Origin of the sequence: Pseudoflavonifractor sp. MCC625 (assembly GCF_018784545.1) — a bacterium.
In the GTDB taxonomy this organism is placed as follows: Bacteria; Bacillota; Clostridia; order Oscillospirales; family Oscillospiraceae; genus Pseudoflavonifractor_A; species Pseudoflavonifractor_A gallinarum.
In genome coordinates, this window is the sequence record NZ_WQOJ01000011.1 from 36,003 (window position 1) to 55,466 (window position 19,464).

The 19,464-nt window shown below is 60.9% G+C and carries 15 protein-coding genes, 1 pseudogene and 1 riboswitch; of the genes and pseudogenes, 5 read left to right on the plus strand and 11 right to left on the minus strand.

Going from position 1 to position 19,464, the window contains the following annotated elements; translation table 11 throughout:
* Positions 1 to 2: 2 nt before the first annotated feature.
* The 10 genes and pseudogenes from GPK94_RS04340 to GPK94_RS04380 all read right to left on the minus strand — a co-directional run bounded on the left by GPK94_RS04340 (position 3) and on the right by GPK94_RS04380 (position 11,067).
* Entirely contained in the window at positions 3 to 1,721 is a 1,719-nt protein-coding gene (locus tag GPK94_RS04340) for a peptide ABC transporter substrate-binding protein (protein ID WP_215654695.1), read from the minus strand.
* A gap of 361 nt (positions 1,722 to 2,082) precedes the next feature.
* On the minus strand, positions 2,083 to 3,117 hold the full coding sequence (locus tag GPK94_RS04345) for an oligopeptide/dipeptide ABC transporter ATP-binding protein (RefSeq protein ID WP_101691057.1): 1,035 nt from the start codon (positions 3,115 to 3,117) through the stop codon (positions 2,083 to 2,085).
* On the minus strand, positions 3,110 to 4,189 hold the full coding sequence (locus tag GPK94_RS04350) for an ABC transporter ATP-binding protein (RefSeq protein ID WP_235964343.1): 1,080 nt from the start codon (positions 4,187 to 4,189) through the stop codon (positions 3,110 to 3,112). Before GPK94_RS04350 ends, GPK94_RS04345 begins: the two co-directional genes overlap by 8 nt.
* Before the next feature lie 16 nt (positions 4,190 to 4,205).
* Complete coding sequence (locus GPK94_RS04355) at positions 4,206 to 5,528, minus strand: ABC transporter permease (RefSeq protein ID WP_101691056.1); 1,323 nt, start codon at positions 5,526 to 5,528, stop codon at positions 4,206 to 4,208.
* 3 nt (positions 5,529 to 5,531) lie between these two features.
* Positions 5,532 to 6,488: an ABC transporter permease gene (locus GPK94_RS04360; protein ID WP_101691055.1), complete on the minus strand. Its 957-nt coding sequence runs from the start codon at positions 6,486 to 6,488 to the stop codon at positions 5,532 to 5,534.
* 271 nt (positions 6,489 to 6,759) lie between these two features.
* Positions 6,760 to 7,686 carry a phosphatidylglycerol lysyltransferase domain-containing protein gene (locus GPK94_RS04365; RefSeq protein WP_215654697.1) on the minus strand — a complete coding sequence of 309 codons (927 nt, stop codon included), beginning with the start codon at positions 7,684 to 7,686 and terminating at the stop codon, positions 6,760 to 6,762.
* 194 nt (positions 7,687 to 7,880) lie between these two features.
* On the minus strand, positions 7,881 to 8,459 hold the full coding sequence (locus GPK94_RS04370) for a dipicolinate synthase subunit B (RefSeq protein ID WP_101691053.1): 579 nt from the start codon (positions 8,457 to 8,459) through the stop codon (positions 7,881 to 7,883).
* A gap of 2 nt (positions 8,460 to 8,461) precedes the next feature.
* Positions 8,462 to 8,608, minus strand: a pseudogene (locus GPK94_RS15950) (dipicolinate synthase); the annotation flags it as partial.
* A gap of 33 nt (positions 8,609 to 8,641) precedes the next feature.
* The gene (locus GPK94_RS04375) at positions 8,642 to 9,517 is read right to left on the minus strand and encodes a YitT family protein (RefSeq protein WP_101691052.1); all 876 of its coding nucleotides are present in this window, start codon (positions 9,515 to 9,517) and stop codon (positions 8,642 to 8,644) included.
* Positions 9,518 to 9,966: 449 nt separating this feature from the next.
* Complete coding sequence (locus GPK94_RS04380) at positions 9,967 to 11,067, minus strand: amidohydrolase (protein ID WP_215654699.1); 1,101 nt, start codon at positions 11,065 to 11,067, stop codon at positions 9,967 to 9,969.
* A 132-nt stretch (positions 11,068 to 11,199) separates the two neighbouring features.
* Positions 11,200 to 11,369: riboswitch (Lysine riboswitch) on the plus strand.
* Positions 11,370 to 11,504: 135 nt separating this feature from the next.
* On the opposite strand from GPK94_RS04380, the gene dapA reads away from it, so the two are divergent.
* Genes dapA through dapD form a run of 3 tightly spaced genes read left to right on the plus strand, consistent with a single transcriptional unit; the run spans position 11,505 to position 13,838 of the window.
* Positions 11,505 to 12,395 carry a 4-hydroxy-tetrahydrodipicolinate synthase gene (dapA, locus tag GPK94_RS04385; RefSeq protein WP_193538824.1) on the plus strand — a complete coding sequence of 297 codons (891 nt, stop codon included), beginning with the start codon at positions 11,505 to 11,507 and terminating at the stop codon, positions 12,393 to 12,395.
* Positions 12,392 to 13,120 (plus strand): 4-hydroxy-tetrahydrodipicolinate reductase, encoded by a 729-nt coding sequence (gene dapB, locus GPK94_RS04390; RefSeq protein ID WP_215654701.1) that lies wholly within the window; start codon positions 12,392 to 12,394, stop codon positions 13,118 to 13,120. Before dapA ends, dapB begins: the two co-directional genes overlap by 4 nt.
* Positions 13,121 to 13,142: 22 nt before the next feature.
* Positions 13,143 to 13,838 carry a 2,3,4,5-tetrahydropyridine-2,6-dicarboxylate N-acetyltransferase gene (gene dapD / locus GPK94_RS04395; protein ID WP_215654703.1) on the plus strand — a complete coding sequence of 232 codons (696 nt, stop codon included), beginning with the start codon at positions 13,143 to 13,145 and terminating at the stop codon, positions 13,836 to 13,838.
* A gap of 56 nt (positions 13,839 to 13,894) precedes the next feature.
* On the opposite strand, the gene GPK94_RS04400 is transcribed toward dapD, so the two are convergent.
* The gene (locus GPK94_RS04400) at positions 13,895 to 14,764 is read right to left on the minus strand and encodes an aldose 1-epimerase family protein (RefSeq protein WP_215654706.1); all 870 of its coding nucleotides are present in this window, start codon (positions 14,762 to 14,764) and stop codon (positions 13,895 to 13,897) included.
* Between the two features lie 366 nt (positions 14,765 to 15,130).
* Between GPK94_RS04400 and carA the strand changes: the two genes are divergently transcribed.
* Positions 15,131 to 16,225, plus strand: coding sequence for a glutamine-hydrolyzing carbamoyl-phosphate synthase small subunit (gene carA, locus GPK94_RS04405; protein ID WP_193538816.1), 1,095 nt, complete (start codon positions 15,131 to 15,133; stop codon positions 16,223 to 16,225).
* The gene (gene carB, locus GPK94_RS04410; protein ID WP_215654713.1) at positions 16,218 to 19,394 is read left to right on the plus strand and encodes a carbamoyl-phosphate synthase large subunit; all 3,177 of its coding nucleotides are present in this window, start codon (positions 16,218 to 16,220) and stop codon (positions 19,392 to 19,394) included. The genes carA and carB overlap by 8 nt, the downstream gene beginning before the upstream one ends.
* The last annotated feature ends 70 nt before the right edge of the window (positions 19,395 to 19,464 follow it).

Below are 19,464 nucleotides of genomic sequence, written 5' to 3' on the forward strand. Positions count from 1 at the left end.
TCTTACTTGGAGGTCACATGGGTGAACATAAAGAAGCCCAGGGGGGTGTAGTACATGCCGTTGAGATTGCTGTTGATCATGTAGGGCTGGGTGTAGAAGTACAGGGGAGCGATAGCGCAATCCTGCTCCATCAGCATATCCTCAGCCTGATGCATGAGCTCCATACGGCCCTCGGCATCGGAGTCGCTCAGCACGGTGGTCATGATCTTGTCATACTCGGGGTTGGAGTAGTGAGCGTTGTTGTTGCCGTTGCCGGTCATGAACATATCCAGGAAGGACACGGGATCGTTGTAGTCGCTGATCCAGCCGTCACGGCAGATGTTGTAGTTACCCTCGCTGCGGGTGGACAGGAACACGTTCCAGTCCTGGTTGTTCAGGGTCACGTCCACGTTGAGGACATCCTTCCACATGGACTGGAGGGCCTCAGCGATAGCGCTGTGCTTGTCATCGGTGTTGTAGAGGTAGGTGACAGCGGGGAAGCCGGCGCCGTCGGGATAGCCGGCCTCAGCCAGCAGCTGGCGGGCCTTCTCGCAGTTGGCCTCGTAGTCCTCGGGGGCAACGCTCCAGTAGGTGCCGCCGGTGGTGCGGAAGTCATCGCCGTCGGGGCCAGCAGCGTCATACACGCCGTAGGGCACCCAGCCGTCAGCGGGGATCTCGCCCACCTGGCTCACGTTCTCCACGATGTAGTTGCGGTCAATGGCCAGGTTGAAGGCCTGACGCACGCGGGGATCGTCAAAGGGAGCCTTGGAGTTGTTGAAGTCGATGTAGTAGGTGCCCAGGTAGTCACCGGCGATCAGGGAGCCGTTGGCCAGCAGGGTAGCGGTCTCGTCCACGGGGACGTTGTTGACGAAGTCCAGCTCGCCATTGTTGAAGGCAGTCAGCATGGCGCGGGTGTCGTCCATCAGCTTGAAGGTCAGCTTGCTCACGGTCACGCTGGCAGCGTCATAGTAGTTCTCGTTGGGAACCATGACGATCTCAGCGTTGTGAGACCAAGACTCCAGCTTCATGGGGCCGTTGGAGATGTAGGTAGCGGGATCCTGAGTCCAGTTGGCGTTGCCCTCTACCACGTCCTGACGCAGAGGCATGGTGCAGGGGAAGGCGCAGATCTCCTTGAAGTAGGGGCAGTTGTAGGTCAGGTTGACCACGAAGGTGTGCTCGTCGGGAGCAGAGACGCCCAGCTCGGAGGGATCCTTCTCACCGTTGCGGATCTCCATAGCGTTGACCACCATGTCGATGATGTAGTTGTAGGGAGCAGCCAGCTCGGGGTTGACCAGGCGCTGCCAGGCATACACGAAGTCGTTGGCGGTCACAGCCTGACCGTCGGACCACTTGGCGTCCTCACGCAGCTTGAAGGTCCAGGTGTAGGTGCCGTCGGCATTCTCGACCACCTCGGGCTCCTCCGCGGCCATGCCCAGGTCCAGAACGGCGGTGGCGCCGCCGTCGGGGTTGTTGCCCTCGGCGCTGTCCACCCACTTGTACAGGTTCTCAAACAGGTGATGGGCCATGATGCCGCCGTCCACGGTACGGTTCAGAGCAGGGTCCATGGTCTCGGGCTCACTGGCCACACAGACGCTCATGCTGACGCCTTCGGCAGCGGGAGCGCCGCTGTTCTCAGGAGCAGTGGTCCCGGTGGGAGCCGTCTCAGTGCCGCCGCATCCGGCCAGCAGGGAGGCGGTCATGGCGACCGACAGGCCCAGAGCCAGAAGTTTCGTCTTCTTCATTGCGAAAACCTCCAAAGTTTTTTTGTATCCTCTCGCCTTTCCAGCGTGATACACGGTCATCTTCTGTCCTGTTCAGCCGGACAGATGTTCTTCCACAAAAGCGTTTCGGTGGAATCCGAGGCTGATTATACCACGGTGCATTACTCTTGTAAAGTAAAATGTTTCAAAATTGTTAACCCGTAATAGGAAGGAAAGGCGAAGAAAACTCGGGTTTTCTTCGCCTTTCCGCGCGGATTCTGCATTTAAATACAATGACACTCCATTGGATGCAACAAAATTCTCTGCAAAATAGTCACATATCCAACAGTGCTTATCCCCGTTTTCCCACGGCAGATACGTCCAATCTACGCGGACAGGAAAATTACTTGTTCAGCAGATGGCAGGCGGCCCAGTGACCGGGCTCCACCTCCCGGAAAACCGGGGCGGCCTCGCTGCACTCCTTGGTAGCATAGGGGCAGCGGGTATGGAACCGGCAGCCCGTCGGGGGATTCATGGGAGAGGGAATGTCACCCTCCAGGACGATGCGCTGGCGCTGGCGGCTGACCTCGGGGTCGGGAACCGGCACAGCGGAGAGCAGGGTCTTGGTATAGGGGTGGAGGGGGTGCTTGTTGAGCTCATAGCTCTCCGCCAGCTCCACCAAGGAACCCAGATACATTACGCCGATGCGGCTGGAGATGTGGCGCACCACGGAGAGATCGTGGGCAATGAAGAGATAGGTCAGCCCCATCTCGTTCTGCATATCCTCCAGCATGTTGACCACCTGAGACTGGATGGACACGTCCAGTGCGGAGATGGGCTCGTCACAGACGATGAACTCGGGCTTCACTGCCAGGGCACGGGCGATACCCACGCGCTGCTGCTGGCCGCCGGAGAACTCATGGGGATAGCGGTTGGCGTGTTCGGTGTTCAGTCCGACCATGCCCAGCAGTTCCTTGATGCGATCAGTGCGCTCGGCCTTGCTGGCGTAGAGCTTATGGATATCCAGCGCCTCGCCGATGATCTCTCCCACCGTCATACGGGGGTCCAGAGAGGCAGAAGGATCCTGGAAGATGATCTGCATCTTCCGGCGGTAGGGCAGCATATTCACCATCTTGGGCTTGGCCACCTTAACCCGGGTGGCGTGGCCCTGGGCGTCCTTCTGCCAGGGATCGGCGCCCTCAAAAATGGTCTCTCCGTCATAGACGATCTTGCCGGAGGTGGGCTCATGGAGCTGCAAAATGGTGCGGCCCAGCGTGGTCTTACCACAGCCGGACTCGCCCACCAGGCCCAGGGTCTCACCCTTCCGGATGAAGAGGGACACATTTTCCACCGCCTGCACGCCGGGGCCCTTGGTTCCCTTGACGGGGAAGTATTTCTTCAGGTTCTGGACTTCCAGCAGAATTTTATCCTCAGCCATTCTGCGCGCCCTCCTCTCTCTGCTTCTTCAGCTCATCCTGCACCCGCAGCCAGCAGGCGGCGCGGTGGCCCTCACCCAGTTCCACATAGGGGGGCATCTTCTGCAGGCAGATCTTCATGCAGTGCTCGCAGCGGGGCGCAAAGGGACAGCCCTCGGGCGGGTTGAGCATATCCACAGGGGTACCCTCAATGGGGATCAGGCGCTCGTGGCTCTCCGCGTCCACACGGGGCATCGAGCGCAGCAGTCCCATGGTATAGGGGTGACCGGTGCGGTAGAAAATATCGTCTACCTTGCCCTGCTCCACGATCTTTCCGGCGTACATGACCGAGACCTTGTCGCAGATCTCCGCCACCACGCCCAGGTTATGGGTGATGAAGATAATACCCATCTGGGTCTTCTTCTGCAGGTCCTTCATGAGCTCCAGGATCTGGGCCTGAATGGTCACGTCCAGAGCGGTGGTGGGCTCATCGGCAATGAGCAGCTTGGGATGGCAGATCAGGCCCATGGCGATCATCACGCGCTGGCGCATGCCGCCGGAAAACTCATGGGGATACTGCTTCATCCGCTTTTCCACGTTGTTGATGCCCACCAGCTCCAGCATCTCCATGGCGCGCTTTTCCGCGTCGGCCTTGGAGATCTTCTTGTCGTGGGCCTTGAGGGCCTCCACCAGCTGGTTGCCCACGGTGTAGACCGGGTTGAGGCAGGTCATGGGGTTCTGGAAGATCATCGCCACTTCGCTGCCCCGGAACTGGGTCATCTGATCCTTGTTGAAGGCAAGGACGTCCCGGCCCTCAAAATGGATGGAGCCGCCCACCACTTTGCCGGGGGACTGGAGCAGGCCGATGATGGAGTAGGCCTCCTGGCTCTTGCCGGAGCCAGACTCGCCCACGATGCCCATAACCTCGCCGTAGTTGAGCTCATAGCTGATCCCGCCCACGGCCTTGACTTCGCCGGCGGGGGTAAAGAAGGAGACCCGCAGGTCCTTCACTTCCAGCAGCTTCTCGCCGCTGGCCGGTGCTTCGGTGTGGAGCTGCCCGTCCCGGCGCTCCTCGTTCTCTTTGTTCCGATCCATGCTCGCTCCTCCTCTCTTACTTCTTCAGGCGCGGATCCAGCGCGTCGCGCAGGCCGTCGCCAAACAGGTTGAAGGCCAGGATCATCACGCTGATGATGACAGCCGGAATGATCAGGCGGTAGGTATAGGTAGTAAAGCCGCTCAGAGCGTCCCGGCACATGGAGCCCAGGCTGGTCAGCGGGGCGGACACGCCCACGCCCAGGTAGGACATGAAGGACTCCAGGAAGATGGCGGAGGGGATCTGCAGGCAGGTGGTCACCACGATCTGGCCGATGCAGTTGGGCAGCAGGTGGCGCCGGATAATGCGTCCGCCGGAGGCGCCCAGCGCCCGGGCCGCGGTGACATACTCCTGCTGCTTGAGCTGGAGGATCTGACCGCGGATGATGCGGCTCAGGCTGACCCAGTACAGAAGACCGAAGGCAATGAACATGGCGATCAGGTTGGGACCGATGGTGCGCATGAACTCCGCCAGAGCGTTGCCCTGATGGTCCGAGATAAACTGGGTGATATGGGGGCTCATACTGGTGGAGATCAGCAGGATGACCAGCACCTCAGGTACGGAGTAGATAACGTCGACGATGCGCTGCATGACCACGTCCACCTTGCCGCCGAAGTAGCCGGAGATGGAGCCGTACAGAGAGCCGATGATGAGCACGATAAAGGCGGCGGCCAGACCGATGGTCATGGACACCCGGGTGCCGTACATGGTGCGCACCATGATATCACGGCCCAGCTTATCGGTACCGAACACATGGGGGAACACCTTCTCGCCGTTGGCGATGCGCTCGAGCTCCTCATTGGAGTATCCAAAGGGATGGCTGTGAATGCCCAGGGCGGCATAGACCTCCTCCTCGGACATACCGGCATACTCTCCGCCGGTCTTGGCCTTGGCGCGGATCAGAGCCTCCTCGCGGCTGGTGAGCTTCTCGCCCTTGGCCTCAGCCTCGGCACGGGCCTGCTCCACCGCCTCCTGGGGGTCCAGGGTGCTGGTAGCCTGGCGGTACTGCTCCTGTTCCTCCAGGGTGTAGTGGTGAGGATAGAGGTTCTCGGCGCCCAGGTTGCGCTGCTCATACCCATAGGGCACCAGCATGGGGCCCACAAAGGCAAAGAGGATCAGCAGCACGATGACGCCCAGAGCCACCATGGCCACCACGTTCTTGCGCAGGCGGCGCCAGGCGTCCGACCAGTAGGACACGCTCTTGCGCTGCTGAATAAAGTCGGCCTTCTCCTCACTGGAGGCAGGCGCAAAATCATCGTTGGTCAGGGTATTCCAATCCAGCATGGAGTCCACATCGGGCTGGAGAGAGCCGATGACCGGTTTTTTCTTTCGATTCGCCATTGGTTACTCTCCTTTCGTCAGATCGATGCGGGGATCGACCAGCTTGTAGATGATATCCACCACCAGGTTCATGAGGACCACAAAGGTCGCCAGGAAGATGGTCGTGCCCATAATCACAAAGTAGTCGCGGTTGGTGATGGACTGCACCAGATAGCGGCCCAGGCCGGGGATGGAGAACACGCTCTCCACCACGAAGCCGCCGCACAGGGTGAAGGCAACCAGGGGGCCCAGGTAGGTGATGACGGGGATGAGGGCGTTGCGCAGGGCGTGCTTGAAGATGATCTTGCCGCCCTTCAGGCCCTTGGCCCGGGCAGTCTTGATATACTCCTGATTGATGGCGTCCAGCATGGAAGACCGGGTCAGCCGGGCGGTGTAGCACATGGGATAGAGGCCCAGTGCGAAGCAGGGCATGAAATAGGCCTTGGCGCCCAGATCCGGGTTAAAGATGGCGGTCAGTTCAAAACTCTTCAGCAGCTCCGGTCCCACCGGGGAACAAAATAGGATCAGCAGGAACGAGGCCACGACAAATCCCGGCATGGAGATACCTAAGGTACAGACCACGCGCAGCAGGCTGTCCACCCACTTCCCTCGGTAATAGGCGGCCAAACAGCCCAGCAGGATACCGACCACCACAGCCCAGGCCAGGGCGATCACGCCGATCTTGGCGGAGATGGGGAACATATCCGCAATGATCTCGGCTACCGGGCGTCCCTTCTGCATCTTCAGGGACTCGCCCAGATCGCCGTGCAGCGCATTTTTCAGGTAATTCACCATCTGAATGGGCAGCGGCTTGTCAAAGCCGTACTTTGCATCCAGTGTGGCCTGCTGCTGCGGCGTCAGCGCTTTTTCCGAGGCAAACGGGCTGCCAGGCACCGACATCATCAGCAGGAAGGTGACACAGGACACGATGAGGACCGTAATGATTGCCATAACGACTCGCTTCAATATGTACTTTGCCATTTCTTCACTTCCTAAACTTTCTTTCTCCACTCTGTTTCAGAGGGCCTTTCTTTCCGGTGAATGAGTGAATCTGAAACCACTTTTCAAGCGCCCGGATGCTTGAAAAATTATTTCAGTTTTCGTTCCATTCTAACCCTTCTGAGGCCCTCTGCGCCCTACTTTTACGCAGTTTTTATATTTTATCTTAAATTATGTCCTCAGTCAAGAGACATTTGTTAGGCCCCTCGTACTTTTTTGTAGTAACAGCCCGCCGCTTTATCGCGCTAGTTTATCAAAATTTTGTATCTTTTTTCAACGTAGCGCTGTATTTTTCCACCATGCAGTCAGGATAATAGGACTCCTTGGCCTTCCGCAGCCCGGGGACACCCATGTCATCCTCCCGGTTGAGATAACGCACATCGGGATAGCGGTTTCGGACCCAGCGGGCAAATTCCCGGTTGATCAGCGTGTAGCCGCCCCGCAGCTCGTTATAGGCCTTCTCAAAGTGGACGTCATAGCAGTCCTTTCCCAGCCGGTCCCCCATGGTAAAGGCAACCACTTCTCCGTAAACCCGGATCACGCCGCCTTCCAGTCCCAGCTCTTCAAAGTGGGCAATGGCATCCCGGAGGGCCAGCCCCTCATTGCCCAGATCCCCGGCCTCCGCTGCTCCTTCCCGCTCCCGGCTGCGCCGGTACCACTCCTTGTCCATCTCCAGGCACTCCGGCAGGACGGCCGGAGTCATCTCCTCATAGGTCCAGTGCGGAAAGGCACGGATAAAAGCATTGATGTGGTTTCGTTTGGCATGCAGCTGTTTGCCGGGGAGCTCCGTCAGCCGATCGATCTCATAGAGGTAATCAAAGCTGTCCCGGTCCGCTTCGATCTGAAAGCATCCGGGGAAACGGGCCTCCAGTCCTTCCGCCTGTTCCTTGGACAGGCAGACCAGGCGGAAGGGTTCCCCCCGCTCATCGGCGTCTTGGGCCAGTGCATGCAGCACCCGCTCTACCTCCCCCTCCCCTGCGGGGTAGAGATAGCTGCACCCCAGCCTTCCGCACAGACGGGCCGCCAGAAATCCCTCCACCGGGGCGATGGCATAGTGGAACGCGTGGCGCCAGGTATAGAGATTGGTAAAACTGTATTCACATCCTCTGGAATCCGCCCCCAGCAGCAGCTTGTCCACCCAGGACTTGTCTGCCAGTTCCGGTGTATGAAATGCGATCATAGATGAAAACGACTCCTTTTGCTCTTGATATCCATTCCCGCATCCATCGCGGGTACTTCTCCTCCCCCTGCAAAGTATTGGGGGGCCGCGAGCTCTTTTATCCTACCACGCCTCTATGAAAATGGCAAGAAAAAGGAGCGCTCCGCTCCACCCCAAATTCGGGCAGAGAAGCGCTCCTTTTCCGGTTTCGGAATTCATTCCCGCAGCAAAATTGGCTGGATCTGTCTCTCGCAGAGGGCGGCGTCAATGGTCTCAGGTACCCGGTCAAAATCCGCCACCAGAGAGGTTGGCTTGTGCTCCGGATCATCCTGGCCGAAGGGGACAAAATAGACGTGCTTCTTGTCCAGCAGCGTACCGATATTGCGGGCTGCCCCGGCCAGACCGTCATTGGTAGCCACCGCCAGTACCAGGGGCCGCCCGTTGCGCAGGTGGGCCTTGGCTGCCATAGTGACCGAGGAATCGGTGATCCCGGCGGCCAGTTTCGCCAGTGTATTCCCGGTACAGGGACAGATCACCAACACATCCAGCAGCTTTTTGGGCCCGATGGGCTCGGCCTTGACCACCGAGTCCACCACCCGTTTGCCGCAGATGCGCTCCATCTCGGCCACAAAATCAGCGGCGTTGCCAAAGCGGGAGTCGGTTCCCGCCCCCCGTTCGGAGACAATGGGCGTCACGCTGCCATAGCGCTCCGCCACCCGCTCCAGGGTCTCCATGGCCTTGGCGTAAGTACAAAAAGAGCCGGTAAAGGCAAATCCCACATGGATCTCTTCCATATTCACACTCCCAATTCGTTGAGGATATTATAGATGGTACTCTTGATGGCTCTGGCCGCCGTCACCGGCGCCACTTTTCCCGGCAGGGACAGGGCCCATACTGCCTTGACGCCCAGACGGCGGGCCGCCTCAAAGTCCACCCCGGCGGGTGTGTGAATGGGAAGGGGTATTTTTTATTCTAGTTACTTGCCCGTCTCGGCCGAAGCGAGATAGCGTTTGGCCCGGGTAAAGCCCCGGCCGCTCACCTCACTGACCCGGCTGACGATCAGGAATGCCTCCGGGTCGATGTCATGGATCAGACGCTCCACCTTCCCCAGCTCCATGGGGGAGACTACGGAGAGGAGCATCTCGGTCTCCCGCAGCATATAGCCCGTGCGGCTCTGGAGAAGGGTCCCGCCCCGGTCCACCTGGGAGAGGACAGCCCGGCGGATCTCCTCCACCTTTTCGCTGACCACTTTGACCTCCACCTTCTGCTGGCCCAAGACCAGCACCTTGTTCAGCACCGCCGTATAGATGAAGACCAGCAAAATCCCGTACAAAATCTGTTCCCAGTCGCTGAACAGCGCCTGGAGCAGCAGGATGACCATATCAAATCCATAGAGCATGGGCGCCACCGGAAGATGAAAGAGTCGGTTGAGCACCAGGGGCGGGATGTCCATACCACCCGTGGACGCTCCGGTGCGAATGACGATCCCCAGGCCCGCGCCGATGCACATTCCACCGAAGGCAGTGCACAGGATCACGTCCTGCGTGATGGCCTGTGCCGGCAGCACGCGCTCCCACAGCTCCAAAAGCACGGGGTAGAGCAGGCTGCTCAGCACCGTGGTGGCTGCAAACTTCCGCCCCAGCACCGCCAGCCCCAGCAGCAGCATCACCACATTGAAGCCCAGCACGAACGCGGAGATCGAGATCGGAAAGCAGTGCCGCACAAACAGCGCGATTCCGGTGGTCCCCCCGGTGATCAGTCCGCCGGGCAGCAGGAAGGCCGCCACGCCGAAGGCGTACAGGGCATTTCCCAGTACCACCAGCAAAAGATCCAGGCCCAGATTTCGCTTCATAGAGACCCATCCTTTCTTTTCCTGTAAAAAAAGAAAACCACGTCTGTCGGATTTTCCCTGACAAACGTGGATCGAGGCTTTCGCCTAATACTCTTCTTTTATACCACACTTTTTCCCCTCTGGCAAGTCTGTTTTCTGCTCGCGTGCAGTCCGGGTTTCACGCACACAGCGAGGTCCCTCGCGCAGGTCGCTCCCCTCATCTGCCCGCCCGGGGTAACCCAGGCGGGCAGTGCAGTGCCTCTCTCATCCTTCCATCCGTTTCTCTGCTTCTATTGTTCAAAATCCGCATATCTTATTATATAAAGGTATAACAGGCTCTCTTTCCTCCCGCCCGGTAGGGCGGTCCTCGCTCGGACACATGGCCTTCCTGTGCCGCATCCTCTGGTATGGCCCGGTTTCCCTATTGTTCGTCTTAAAAAGACATGTTCTTTCTCCGCTCACAGTTTTCCCTAGGCTAACTCCAGCAGGCGTTGCTGGAACCGAACCCCTGCCTCCAGTACCTGCTCATCAAAATCGAAGGTATCGGCATGGAGCGGGATCCCGGTTCCCGTCCCCAACAGGAAAAAGACGCCCGGCACACAGCGCTGGTAAAAGGAAAAATCTTCCGCGATCAGGAGGGGCTCCTCCAGAAGGTGCAGTTCCGGCAGGGCGGCCGCACTGGCGGCATAGAGCTCCGGATCGTTGCACACTGGGGGATATCCCTCGGAGAACCGGATCTCCGCCTCCACGCCGTACTGCTCCCCCACCGTCCGGGTCAGCGCACGCAATTCCTCCTTGGCGCTCTGAAACACCTCGTCCGAGTCCACTCGGAGACTGCCCAGCAGCGTACTCTCGGCGCTGATGGCATTGCGGACGCTCCCGCTCTCCATCCGCCCGAATTTGAGGAGGCATACGCCCTGCTCCCGGTTCAGCTTCCCGGTACACGCCTCCGCCTCACACAGGAAGCGGGCCCCCGCCATCAGGGCGTCAGCCCCCTCCTGCCAGCGGGCAATGTGGGCACTGCGGCCGGTCATCCGTACCGTCACCTCGCTGGCCCGTGCCATCAGGGGTCCCGGACGGCTGCCCAGCGTCCCCGCCGGCAGATTCGGCCAGAGGTGGAAGCCGTAGATCCGCTCCACCCCATAGCGCTCCAGCACGCCGCTCTCGCAGATGGAACGGGCCCCGCCGGTGGTCTCCTCGGCGGGCTGGAAGATCAGGAGCACATTGCGGGGCAGTGTGGAAAGGCGCTCCGCCACCGTGTGGGCCAGGCCGATCAGCATGGCCATATGGCCGTCATGGCCGCAGGCGTGCATCTGCCCCGGGTGACAGGAGGCATAGGGCGCCCCTGTCTTTTCCAAAATGGGCAGGGCGTCCATGTCCGCCCGGAAGGCCACAGCCCGCTCCTTCCCCCCGTCAAACCAAGCGCACAGAGCCCGTCCGTCCGGGGAAAAGAGCGTGCAGGGCAGATCCTCCAGCGCGCGGCGCAGATAGGCCGTGGTCTGGGGTAGCTGGTCATCCAGCTCCGGAATGCGATGGAGATCCCGGCGGACAGTTTGGAGCAGTTGGAGCATGTTACATCCCTCATTTCCCCGCAGACGCGGTTTCTTTGTCCGCTATTATACGGTCCCAGGACGCCGGGTGCAAGTGAAATTCGCAGAAAAAACTTCTTGACACTAAAGCAGCGCCGTGCTAAAATAGGCCAAACTCAGGATAGAGGCGCAGGTGAGAATACCCCGGGGGAGTCGGCAGACAGCGATCCCGGGCGGAGGCGAACCTGCCGAATTCGGACGCCGGGCACGGCGGCCGGGTGGGGCCGTGGAGAAGATCTGCGGCACTGTCTGCGGGGATGACCCGCGGGAGTGCTATCCTTACTGCAGGTTTCTCCCCAAATGCACCGGAGAGCCTGGGCCGTCAGTAAGGCATAGCCCTACTGGCGTTTTTTGTTTTGTGTCCGCTCCTCTGTCCGCATCGCGGCATCTGTCCGCCATTCGAGAAAGGAGTCTTTCACATGAACGCCAGACACATCCAAGGTTCCATCGTTGCCCTGATCACCCCCTTCCACCCCGATGGATCGGTCAATTTTGAAAAGCTGGGGGAGCTGATCGACTTCCATCTGGCCAACCAGACCGATGCCATTCTCATTCTGGGCACCACTGGCGAGTCCTCCACCATGACCCACGAGGAGGACGACGCGGTCTGCGCCTACACCGTCGAGCGGGTGGCCGGCCGTGTCCCGGTCATCGCGGGCAGCGGCTCCAACTGCACCGAGACCATGGTGGAAAAGAGCCTGAGCTTTGAGCGCCTGGGGGTGGACGGTCTGCTCCTCATCACCCCCTACTACAACAAGACCAACGAGGAGGGCATGTACCTCCACTTCAAGACGGTGGCCGACGCGGTCCACATCCCCTGTATTCTCTACAATGTGCCCGGACGGACCGGCTGTTCCATCTCGGAAAACGTGGTGCGCCGCCTGTCGGTCCACCCCAACATCGTGGGCATCAAGGAGGCCTCGGGCAGCCTGAGCTATGCCACCAAGATCGCCCGCTATCTCTCGGATGATTTTCTCATGTATTCCGGCAACGACGACATCGTCCTGCCCATGATGGCGCTGGGTTCCAGCGGCGTGATCTCGGTGGCTGCCAACATCCTGCCCCGGGAGATCCACGATATGGTGTGGAACTACCTCCGCGGGGACCGCGCTGCCGCCCTGGAGACCCAGCTGCGCTATCTGGATGTCATCAACGGCCTGTTCCTGGAGGTCAATCCCGTCCCGGTGAAGGAGGCCCTCAACCTCATGGGCATGGAGGTGGGCGGCTACCGGCTGCCTCTGACCACCATGTCGGAGGGTCCCCGCGCCGCTCTGCGGGAGGCCATGGAAAAGGCAGGTGTTCTGGCATGAACCTCCTTCTGGTCGGCACCGGCCGGATGGGTACCATGCTCCGCACCCTGGTGGAACAGGAGGAGGATCTCACCATTCTGGCCGCCTTCCACCGCACCAACCTGAGTGATCTGGAGCGCACGGCTCCCCCGGCCGACGTCATCGTGGATTTTTCCGCGCCGGACAGTCTGTGTGCGGTGGCCGGGTATGTCCGCCGTACCGGCACGCCCCTGGTCAGCGGCACCACCGGCTATCTTCCCCAGCAGATGGACCTGCTCTGCCAGCTGGGCAACTACGCGCCCGTACTGCACAGCGCCAACTTCTCCATCGGCATCGCGGTCCTTCGCCGCCTGGCCGCCCAGGCCGCGGAGGTGCTGGGAGACGCTTTTGACATCGAAATCGTGGAGACCCACCACAATCAGAAGGCTGACGCCCCCAGCGGCACCGCCAAACTTCTGCTGGAGGCGGTGGATCCCGGCCATACCTACTCCCCAGTCTACGGCCGGGAGGGGCGCTCCGCCCGCCGTTCTCCCCGGGAGATCGGGGTCCACGCCCTCCGGGGCGGCACGGTGGCGGGCGCCCATACGGTCTCCTTTTTCGGCCCCCAGGAGGAGCTCCATCTGAGCCATCGGGCCGACAACCGCTCTATTTTTGCCGCCGGGGCCCTCCGGGCCGCACGGCTCCTTGTCAGCAGAGAGCCCGGCTTCTACGCTCTGGAGGACCTGCTCTTCCCCACTCCCCATTAACCCTGAGAAAGAAGGATCATACATGGACGCACAGGAAATTATTCGCTATATTGCACAGGCGGAGAAGAAGACCCCCGTCAAGGTCACCCTCCGGGAAAAAGCCCCCATCGACTACGGCTCGGCCCAGGTGTTCGGCGTCGGGGACAAGGTCATCTTCGGGGACTGGAAGGAGCTGGGCACCATCCTCGCCGCCAATGCCGATCGCATCGACGATCTGGTGGTGGAGAACAGCTGCCGCAATTCCGCCATTCCCCTGCTGGATCTGAAGGGCATCAATGCCCGCATTGAGCCGGGTGCCATCATCCGGGACCAGGTGGAGATCGGCGACAATGCGGTCATCATGATGGGCGCCATCCTCAATATCGGCGCCGTGGTGGGCTCCGGCACCATGATCGACATGGGCGCGGTGCTGGGTGGCCGGGCCACGGTGGGCCGCAACTGCCATGTGGGAGCCGGCGCGGTGCTGGCCGGCGTGGTGGAGCCCGCCAGTGCAGTACCCGTCATTGTGGAGGACGATGTCCTCATCGGGGCCAACGCCGTCCTCATTGAGGGGGTACACGTGGGGCAGGGAGCTGTCGTGGCCGCGGGCAGCGTGGTCATCGAGGACGTTCCCGCCGGAGCCGTGGTGGCCGGTGTGCCCGCCCGTATCATCAAGGAGCACAAGGATGCGGGCACCTCTCAAAAAACCGCCCTGCAGGATGCTCTGCGCACCCTCTAAGCCAACTGGATACAAAAGGCCGCCGGGATGGAATTCCATCCCGGCGGCCTTTTGTTTTATCCCCGCGGTGTCAGGGTCTGTGTACAGGTAAAGGACTCCCCCGGTCCCAGCACCCGAATGCCGGGGCGGTGGAAGAGATTGTGATCCCCCTGTGCATCGTCCGGCAGACCATGCCAGGGCTCAATGCACACAAAGCGCATCGGGCCGGGCTTGGACCAGAAGAGCACGTAAGGGAAGCCCTCCATACCCAGCCGAATGGCCGTCTCCCCAGTCCGGCTGGCCAGCTCGATCCAAGGGGTGCGCAGCCCGGACAGGCAGATGGAGTCCTGATCAAACAGGTGGTCGTCCAGCTTCACATGGTCCATTCCGGTAAAACGGGGACGGCGTCCGCTGACCAGTCCTCCCTCCAGCGTCAGGATCTCCTCGGGCTCCTCCGCGCCGGCAAAGCGCAGCTCGTGGTCCTCGGTCTGTCCTTCCGGTGTCAGCGGGAGGGCGAGGGCATAGTGGAACCCCGCCTGAAAGGGCATCTCCCGCTCATCCAGGTTATAGACCCGATAGGTGGAGGAGAGGACCCCCTCCCCCAGCCGGTACTCCGTCTCCAGCCGGAATTTCCAGGGATAGCGCTTCCAGGTCTCCTCATTCCAGTCCAGCCGGAAGGTAAGGGACGCCCCATCCTGCCCGACCAGGGTATGGGGATACTCCCGAGCAAAGCCGTGAGGGCCGTTCTCATAGCGCACGCCGTCCTGCTCAAAATAGCCGTCCTTCAGCCGCCCGCACCAGGGGAAACAGGTCGGGGCATGCCGACCCCACACGGATGGGTCCCCGCTCCACATCCACTCTCTGCCGCAGGCCGTGAACGACTGGATCTCGGCCCCCATCTCCGCCACCCGGATGGTCATGCCGTCGCGGCTCAGTTCATATTCCATGACAATCTGTCCTCCTTGCTCCAGAAGGCCGAGCAGCGCGGCCTTTTTGCATTTTATTATACCCTCTGTGCTGCCCTGCCGCAACCATCCTGCGGGGCGTTTCCCGCCCTTTTCTTGTTCACTCCTATAAAGAATAAACTTTATACTTGACAGTATACTTTCTTTTCCGTACAATATCGCACAATGCAAATTCCCGGAGGTGAGCAAAGTATGGGCAGCAGCAAGAACACCATGAATCTGGTCAAGGCGTTCTTCCCCCAGTCTTTCTTCCTCCTGGAAAATGATGTCTTATAGGCATTGGACGGTGTGGCTTATTTGCCCACCGTCCTTTTTTTGCCCACGCCTCTGAGAGAAAGGATGACACCCATGCAAACACTGGAACGAAAGCTGGTCCTGGAGGACGGCAGCGAGTATTACGGCCACGGATTCGGCTATCCCGCCGACCGGGTGTGCGAGCTGGTCTTCAACACCTCCATGGTGGGATATCAGGAGATCGTATCCGACCCCTCCTATACCGACCAGATGGTGGTGATGACCTATCCCCTGATCGGAAATTACGGTATCACCGACGAGGATTTTGAGACCCGTTTTCCCACCATCGGCGCACTGGTGGTCCGGGAATACAACGACCGCCCCAGCAATTTCCGCTACACCAAGACCCTCTCGGAGATTTTGGAGGAGAACGGCATTCCCGGGCTCTGGGGCGTGGATACCCGGCAGCTCACCCGCTCCATCCGCGCCCACGGCAGCCGACGGGCCATTCTCACCGGGGCCGACGTCCCCCGGGAGGCCGCCCTGGCCCGCCTGCGCGCCACTCCGGTGCCCCGGGACGCCGTCTCCCGAGTGAGCTGTAAAAAGCGCTGGTATGCCCGCACCGCCGACCACCGCTTTCATGTGGTGGCGGTGGACTGCGGCATCAAGCTCAATATCATCCGCAGCCTGAACCGCCGGGGCTGCAACGTGACCGTAGTGCCCTGGAACACCACCGCGGAGGAGATTGCCCTCTACCAGCCCGATGGGGTCTTCTTCTCCAACGGCCCGGGTGACCCGGAGGATGTGGGGCCCGTGATCGAGCTCATCCGCGCCATCCGGGGGCGCTGGCCCATTTTTGGCATTTGTCTGGGACATCAGCTCATCTCCCTGGCCTTCGGCGGACGTACCTATAAGCTCAAATTTGGCCACCGCGGCGGTAATCACCCCGTCCTCCGACTCTCCGACGGCAAGATCGAGATCACCAGCCAGAATCACAGCTATGCGGTGGATGCCGACTCGCTGGCGGGCACCGGTCTCATCCCCACCCACACCAACCTGTTGGACGGCACGGTGGAGGGCGTGGCCTGCCCCGAAGAACGAATCTTCAGCGTTCAGTACCACCCGGAGAGTGCCCCCGGTCCCCAGGACAGCGGCTACCTGTTTGACCAGTTTATCGAGCTCATGAAGGAGGACAAGACCCATGCCTAAGCGTACCGACATTCACAAGATCATGGTCATCGGCTCCGGCCCCATCGTCATCGGCCAGGCCGCCGAATTTGACTATGCGGGCACACAGGCCTGCCTGGCCCTGCGGGAGGAGGGGTATGAGGTCCTGCTGGTCAACTCCAACCCGGCCACCATTATGACGGACCCGGCCATGGCCGATAAGGTCTATATGGAGCCTCTCACCGCGGAATATGTGGCCCGGATCCTCCGGCGGGAGCGCCCCGACGCCCTGGTCCCCGGCATCGGCGGGCAGACCGGCCTCAACCTGGCCATGGAGCTGTCCGACCTGGGCGTGCTGGAGGAGTGCGGCGTGGAGCTGCTGGGCACCAGCCGGGAGAGCATCCGCCGGGCGGAGGACCGGGAGGAATTCAAGGCCCTGTGCCAGTCTCTGGGAGAGCCCGTCCTCCCCTCCGAGACCGTCCACAGTGTGGAGGAGGGACTTGCCGCGGCGGATTCCATTGGCTATCCGGTGGTCCTGCGCCCCGCCTTCACCCTGGGCGGCACCGGCGGCGGTTTTGCTGACGATCCCCAGCAGTGTGCTGACCTGCTGGTCAACGCCCTGGCGCTCTCCCCCGTGGGACAGGTTCTGGTGGAAAAAAGCATCAAGGGCTATAAAGAGATCGAATACGAGGTCATCCGGGATGCCAACGATACCGCCATCACCATCTGCAACATGGAGAATCTGGACCCCGTGGGCATCCACACCGGCGACTCCATCGTGGTGGCGCCCAGCCAAACTCTGACCAATAAGGAATATCATCTCCTGCGGGACAGCGCCCTGCGGCTCATCCGCGCCCTGCGCATCGAGGGCGGATGCAATGTCCAGTTTGCCCTGGATCCCCAGTCCTTCCGCTACTATGTCATTGAAGTCAATCCCCGGGTCTCCCGCTCCTCGGCCCTGGCCTCCAAGGCCAGCGGCTATCCCATCGCCCGGGTCTCGGCCAAGATCGCCGTGGGCCTGCACCTGGACGAGATCCAGCTGGCCAATACGCCCGCCTGCTTTGAACCCGCCCTGGACTATGTGGTGACCAAGATGCCCCGCTTCCCCTTTGACAAGTTTACCGACGCCTCCAACCGCCTGGGCACCCAGATGAAAGCCACCGGCGAGGTCATGAGCGTGGGCCGCACCGTGGAGGAGAGCCTGCTCAAAGCGGTACGCTCTCTGGAGATCGGCGCCTGCCACCTCCACCTGCCCAAGTTTGACCCCATGACCGGGGAGGAGCTTCTCTCCTATATCACCCTGGGCACCGACGACCGGATCTATGCCGTGGCTCAGCTGCTGCGCCTGGGCATGGACCCCGGGCTCATTGCAGCCCGGACCCAGATCGACCCCTTTTTCCTGGATAAGCTGGGGAACATCGTAGCCCTGGAGCAGGCGCTTTCTGCCGCTCCCCGCGACCCCGACGTCCTCCTCCGGGCCAAGCGCGCCGGATTCTCCGATACCTGGATCGCCCGGACCTGGGGGATGGAAGAGGACACCCTCCGCGCCCTGCGGAAGGAGCACGGCATCCTGCCGGTCTACAAGATGATCGACAGCTGTGCCAGCGAGTTCGACAGCTACATTCCCTACTTCTACTCCACCTATGAGGCGGAGAACGAGTCCCGGGTCAGTGACCGGCCCAAGATCCTGGTCCTGGGCTCCGGTCCCATCCGGATCGGCCAGGGCGTGGAGTTTGACTACTCCACTGTCCACGCAGTCCAGACCATCCGCGCCCACGGCTATGAGGCCATTCTTCTGAACAACAACCCGGAGACAGTCTCCACCGACTATACCACCAGCGACAAGCTCTACTTTGAGCCCCTCACACCAGAGGATGTGATGAATGTGGTGGAGCTGGAACAGCCTCTGGGCGTCGTGGCCTGTCTGGGCGGACAGACTGCCGTCAACCTGGCCGAGCCTCTGGCCCGGCGCGGGGTGCCCCTCATCGGCACCGACTGTGAAGCCATCGAGCGGGCCGAAAACCGGGACGCCTTTGAGCGGGTACTCTCCTCCCTTGGCATTCCTCAGCCCAAGGGGGTGGCAGTCACCAGTGTGGAGGCCGGGGAGCAGGCCGCCGCCGAGATCGGTTATCCCGTCCTGGTGCGTCCCAGCTATGTGCTGGGCGGCCGGGCCATGCAGATTGTCTCCAAACCGGAGGACCTGCGCACTTACCTGCGCACCGCGGTCGCCGTCAACGAGGACCAGCCCGTGCTGGTAGACCAGTATATCACCGGCAAGGAGCTGGAGGTAGACGCCATCTGCGACGGCACCGACGTCTTCCTCCCCGGTGTCATGGAACTGGTGGAGCGGACGGGTATTCACTCGGGAGATTCGATCAGCGTGTTCCCCACCTTCTCGGTTTCTCAGAAGGCACTGGAGCAGATCGAGGCCTATACCCGCCAGCTGGGCCCCGGCATCGGCATCAAGGGCCTCTACAACATCCAGTTTATTGTGGACAAAGAGGACCGGGTCTACATCATCGAGGTCAACCCTCGCTCCTCCCGCACGGTCCCCTTCCTCTCCAAGGCTACCGGCCTGCCGCTAGCCGACATCGCCACCCGGGTCATGCTGGGCATCTCGCTCAAAGAACAGGGCTATGCCGACCGCCCCCCTGTCCGTCCCGCCTGCTGGTATGTGAAGGCCCCCGCCTTCTCCTTCTCCAAACTCAGCGGACTGGATGCCTATCTCTCCCCCGAGATGAAGTCCACTGGTGAGGCCATTGGGTACGATCCCAGTCTGACCCGCGCCATGTACAAGGCGCTCCAGGCCTCAGGGGTGCGGGTAGCCGACCACGGCACCATTCTCTTCACCGTGGCGGACGAGGACAAGGCCGAAGCATTCCCTCTGGCCGAGCGCTTCTATCGTCTGGGGTACAGTCTCTGTGCCACCCAGGCCACCGCCCAATACCTGCGGCAGCGCGGTCTGCGCACCCGAGTCTACGGTAAGATCTGCGAGGGCGATGACCAGATCCTCCAGGATCTGCGCAGCGGACGGATCAACTGTGTAGTCAATACCCGCGCAATCCTTTCCGGGGAGCATTACCAGGACGGCGCCCTCATCCGCCGTTGTGCGGTGGAAAATGGCGCCACCATCTTTACCTCTCTGGACACGGTGCGCATGGTATTGGAAGTACTGGAAGAGATGACCTTGGGCGTAGCCCCCATCGCCTAATTCTATAGGAATTGGAAAGCCCCCGCGGACGATGTCCGCGGGGGCTTTGGATCTTATTTTGTTGTGGTCT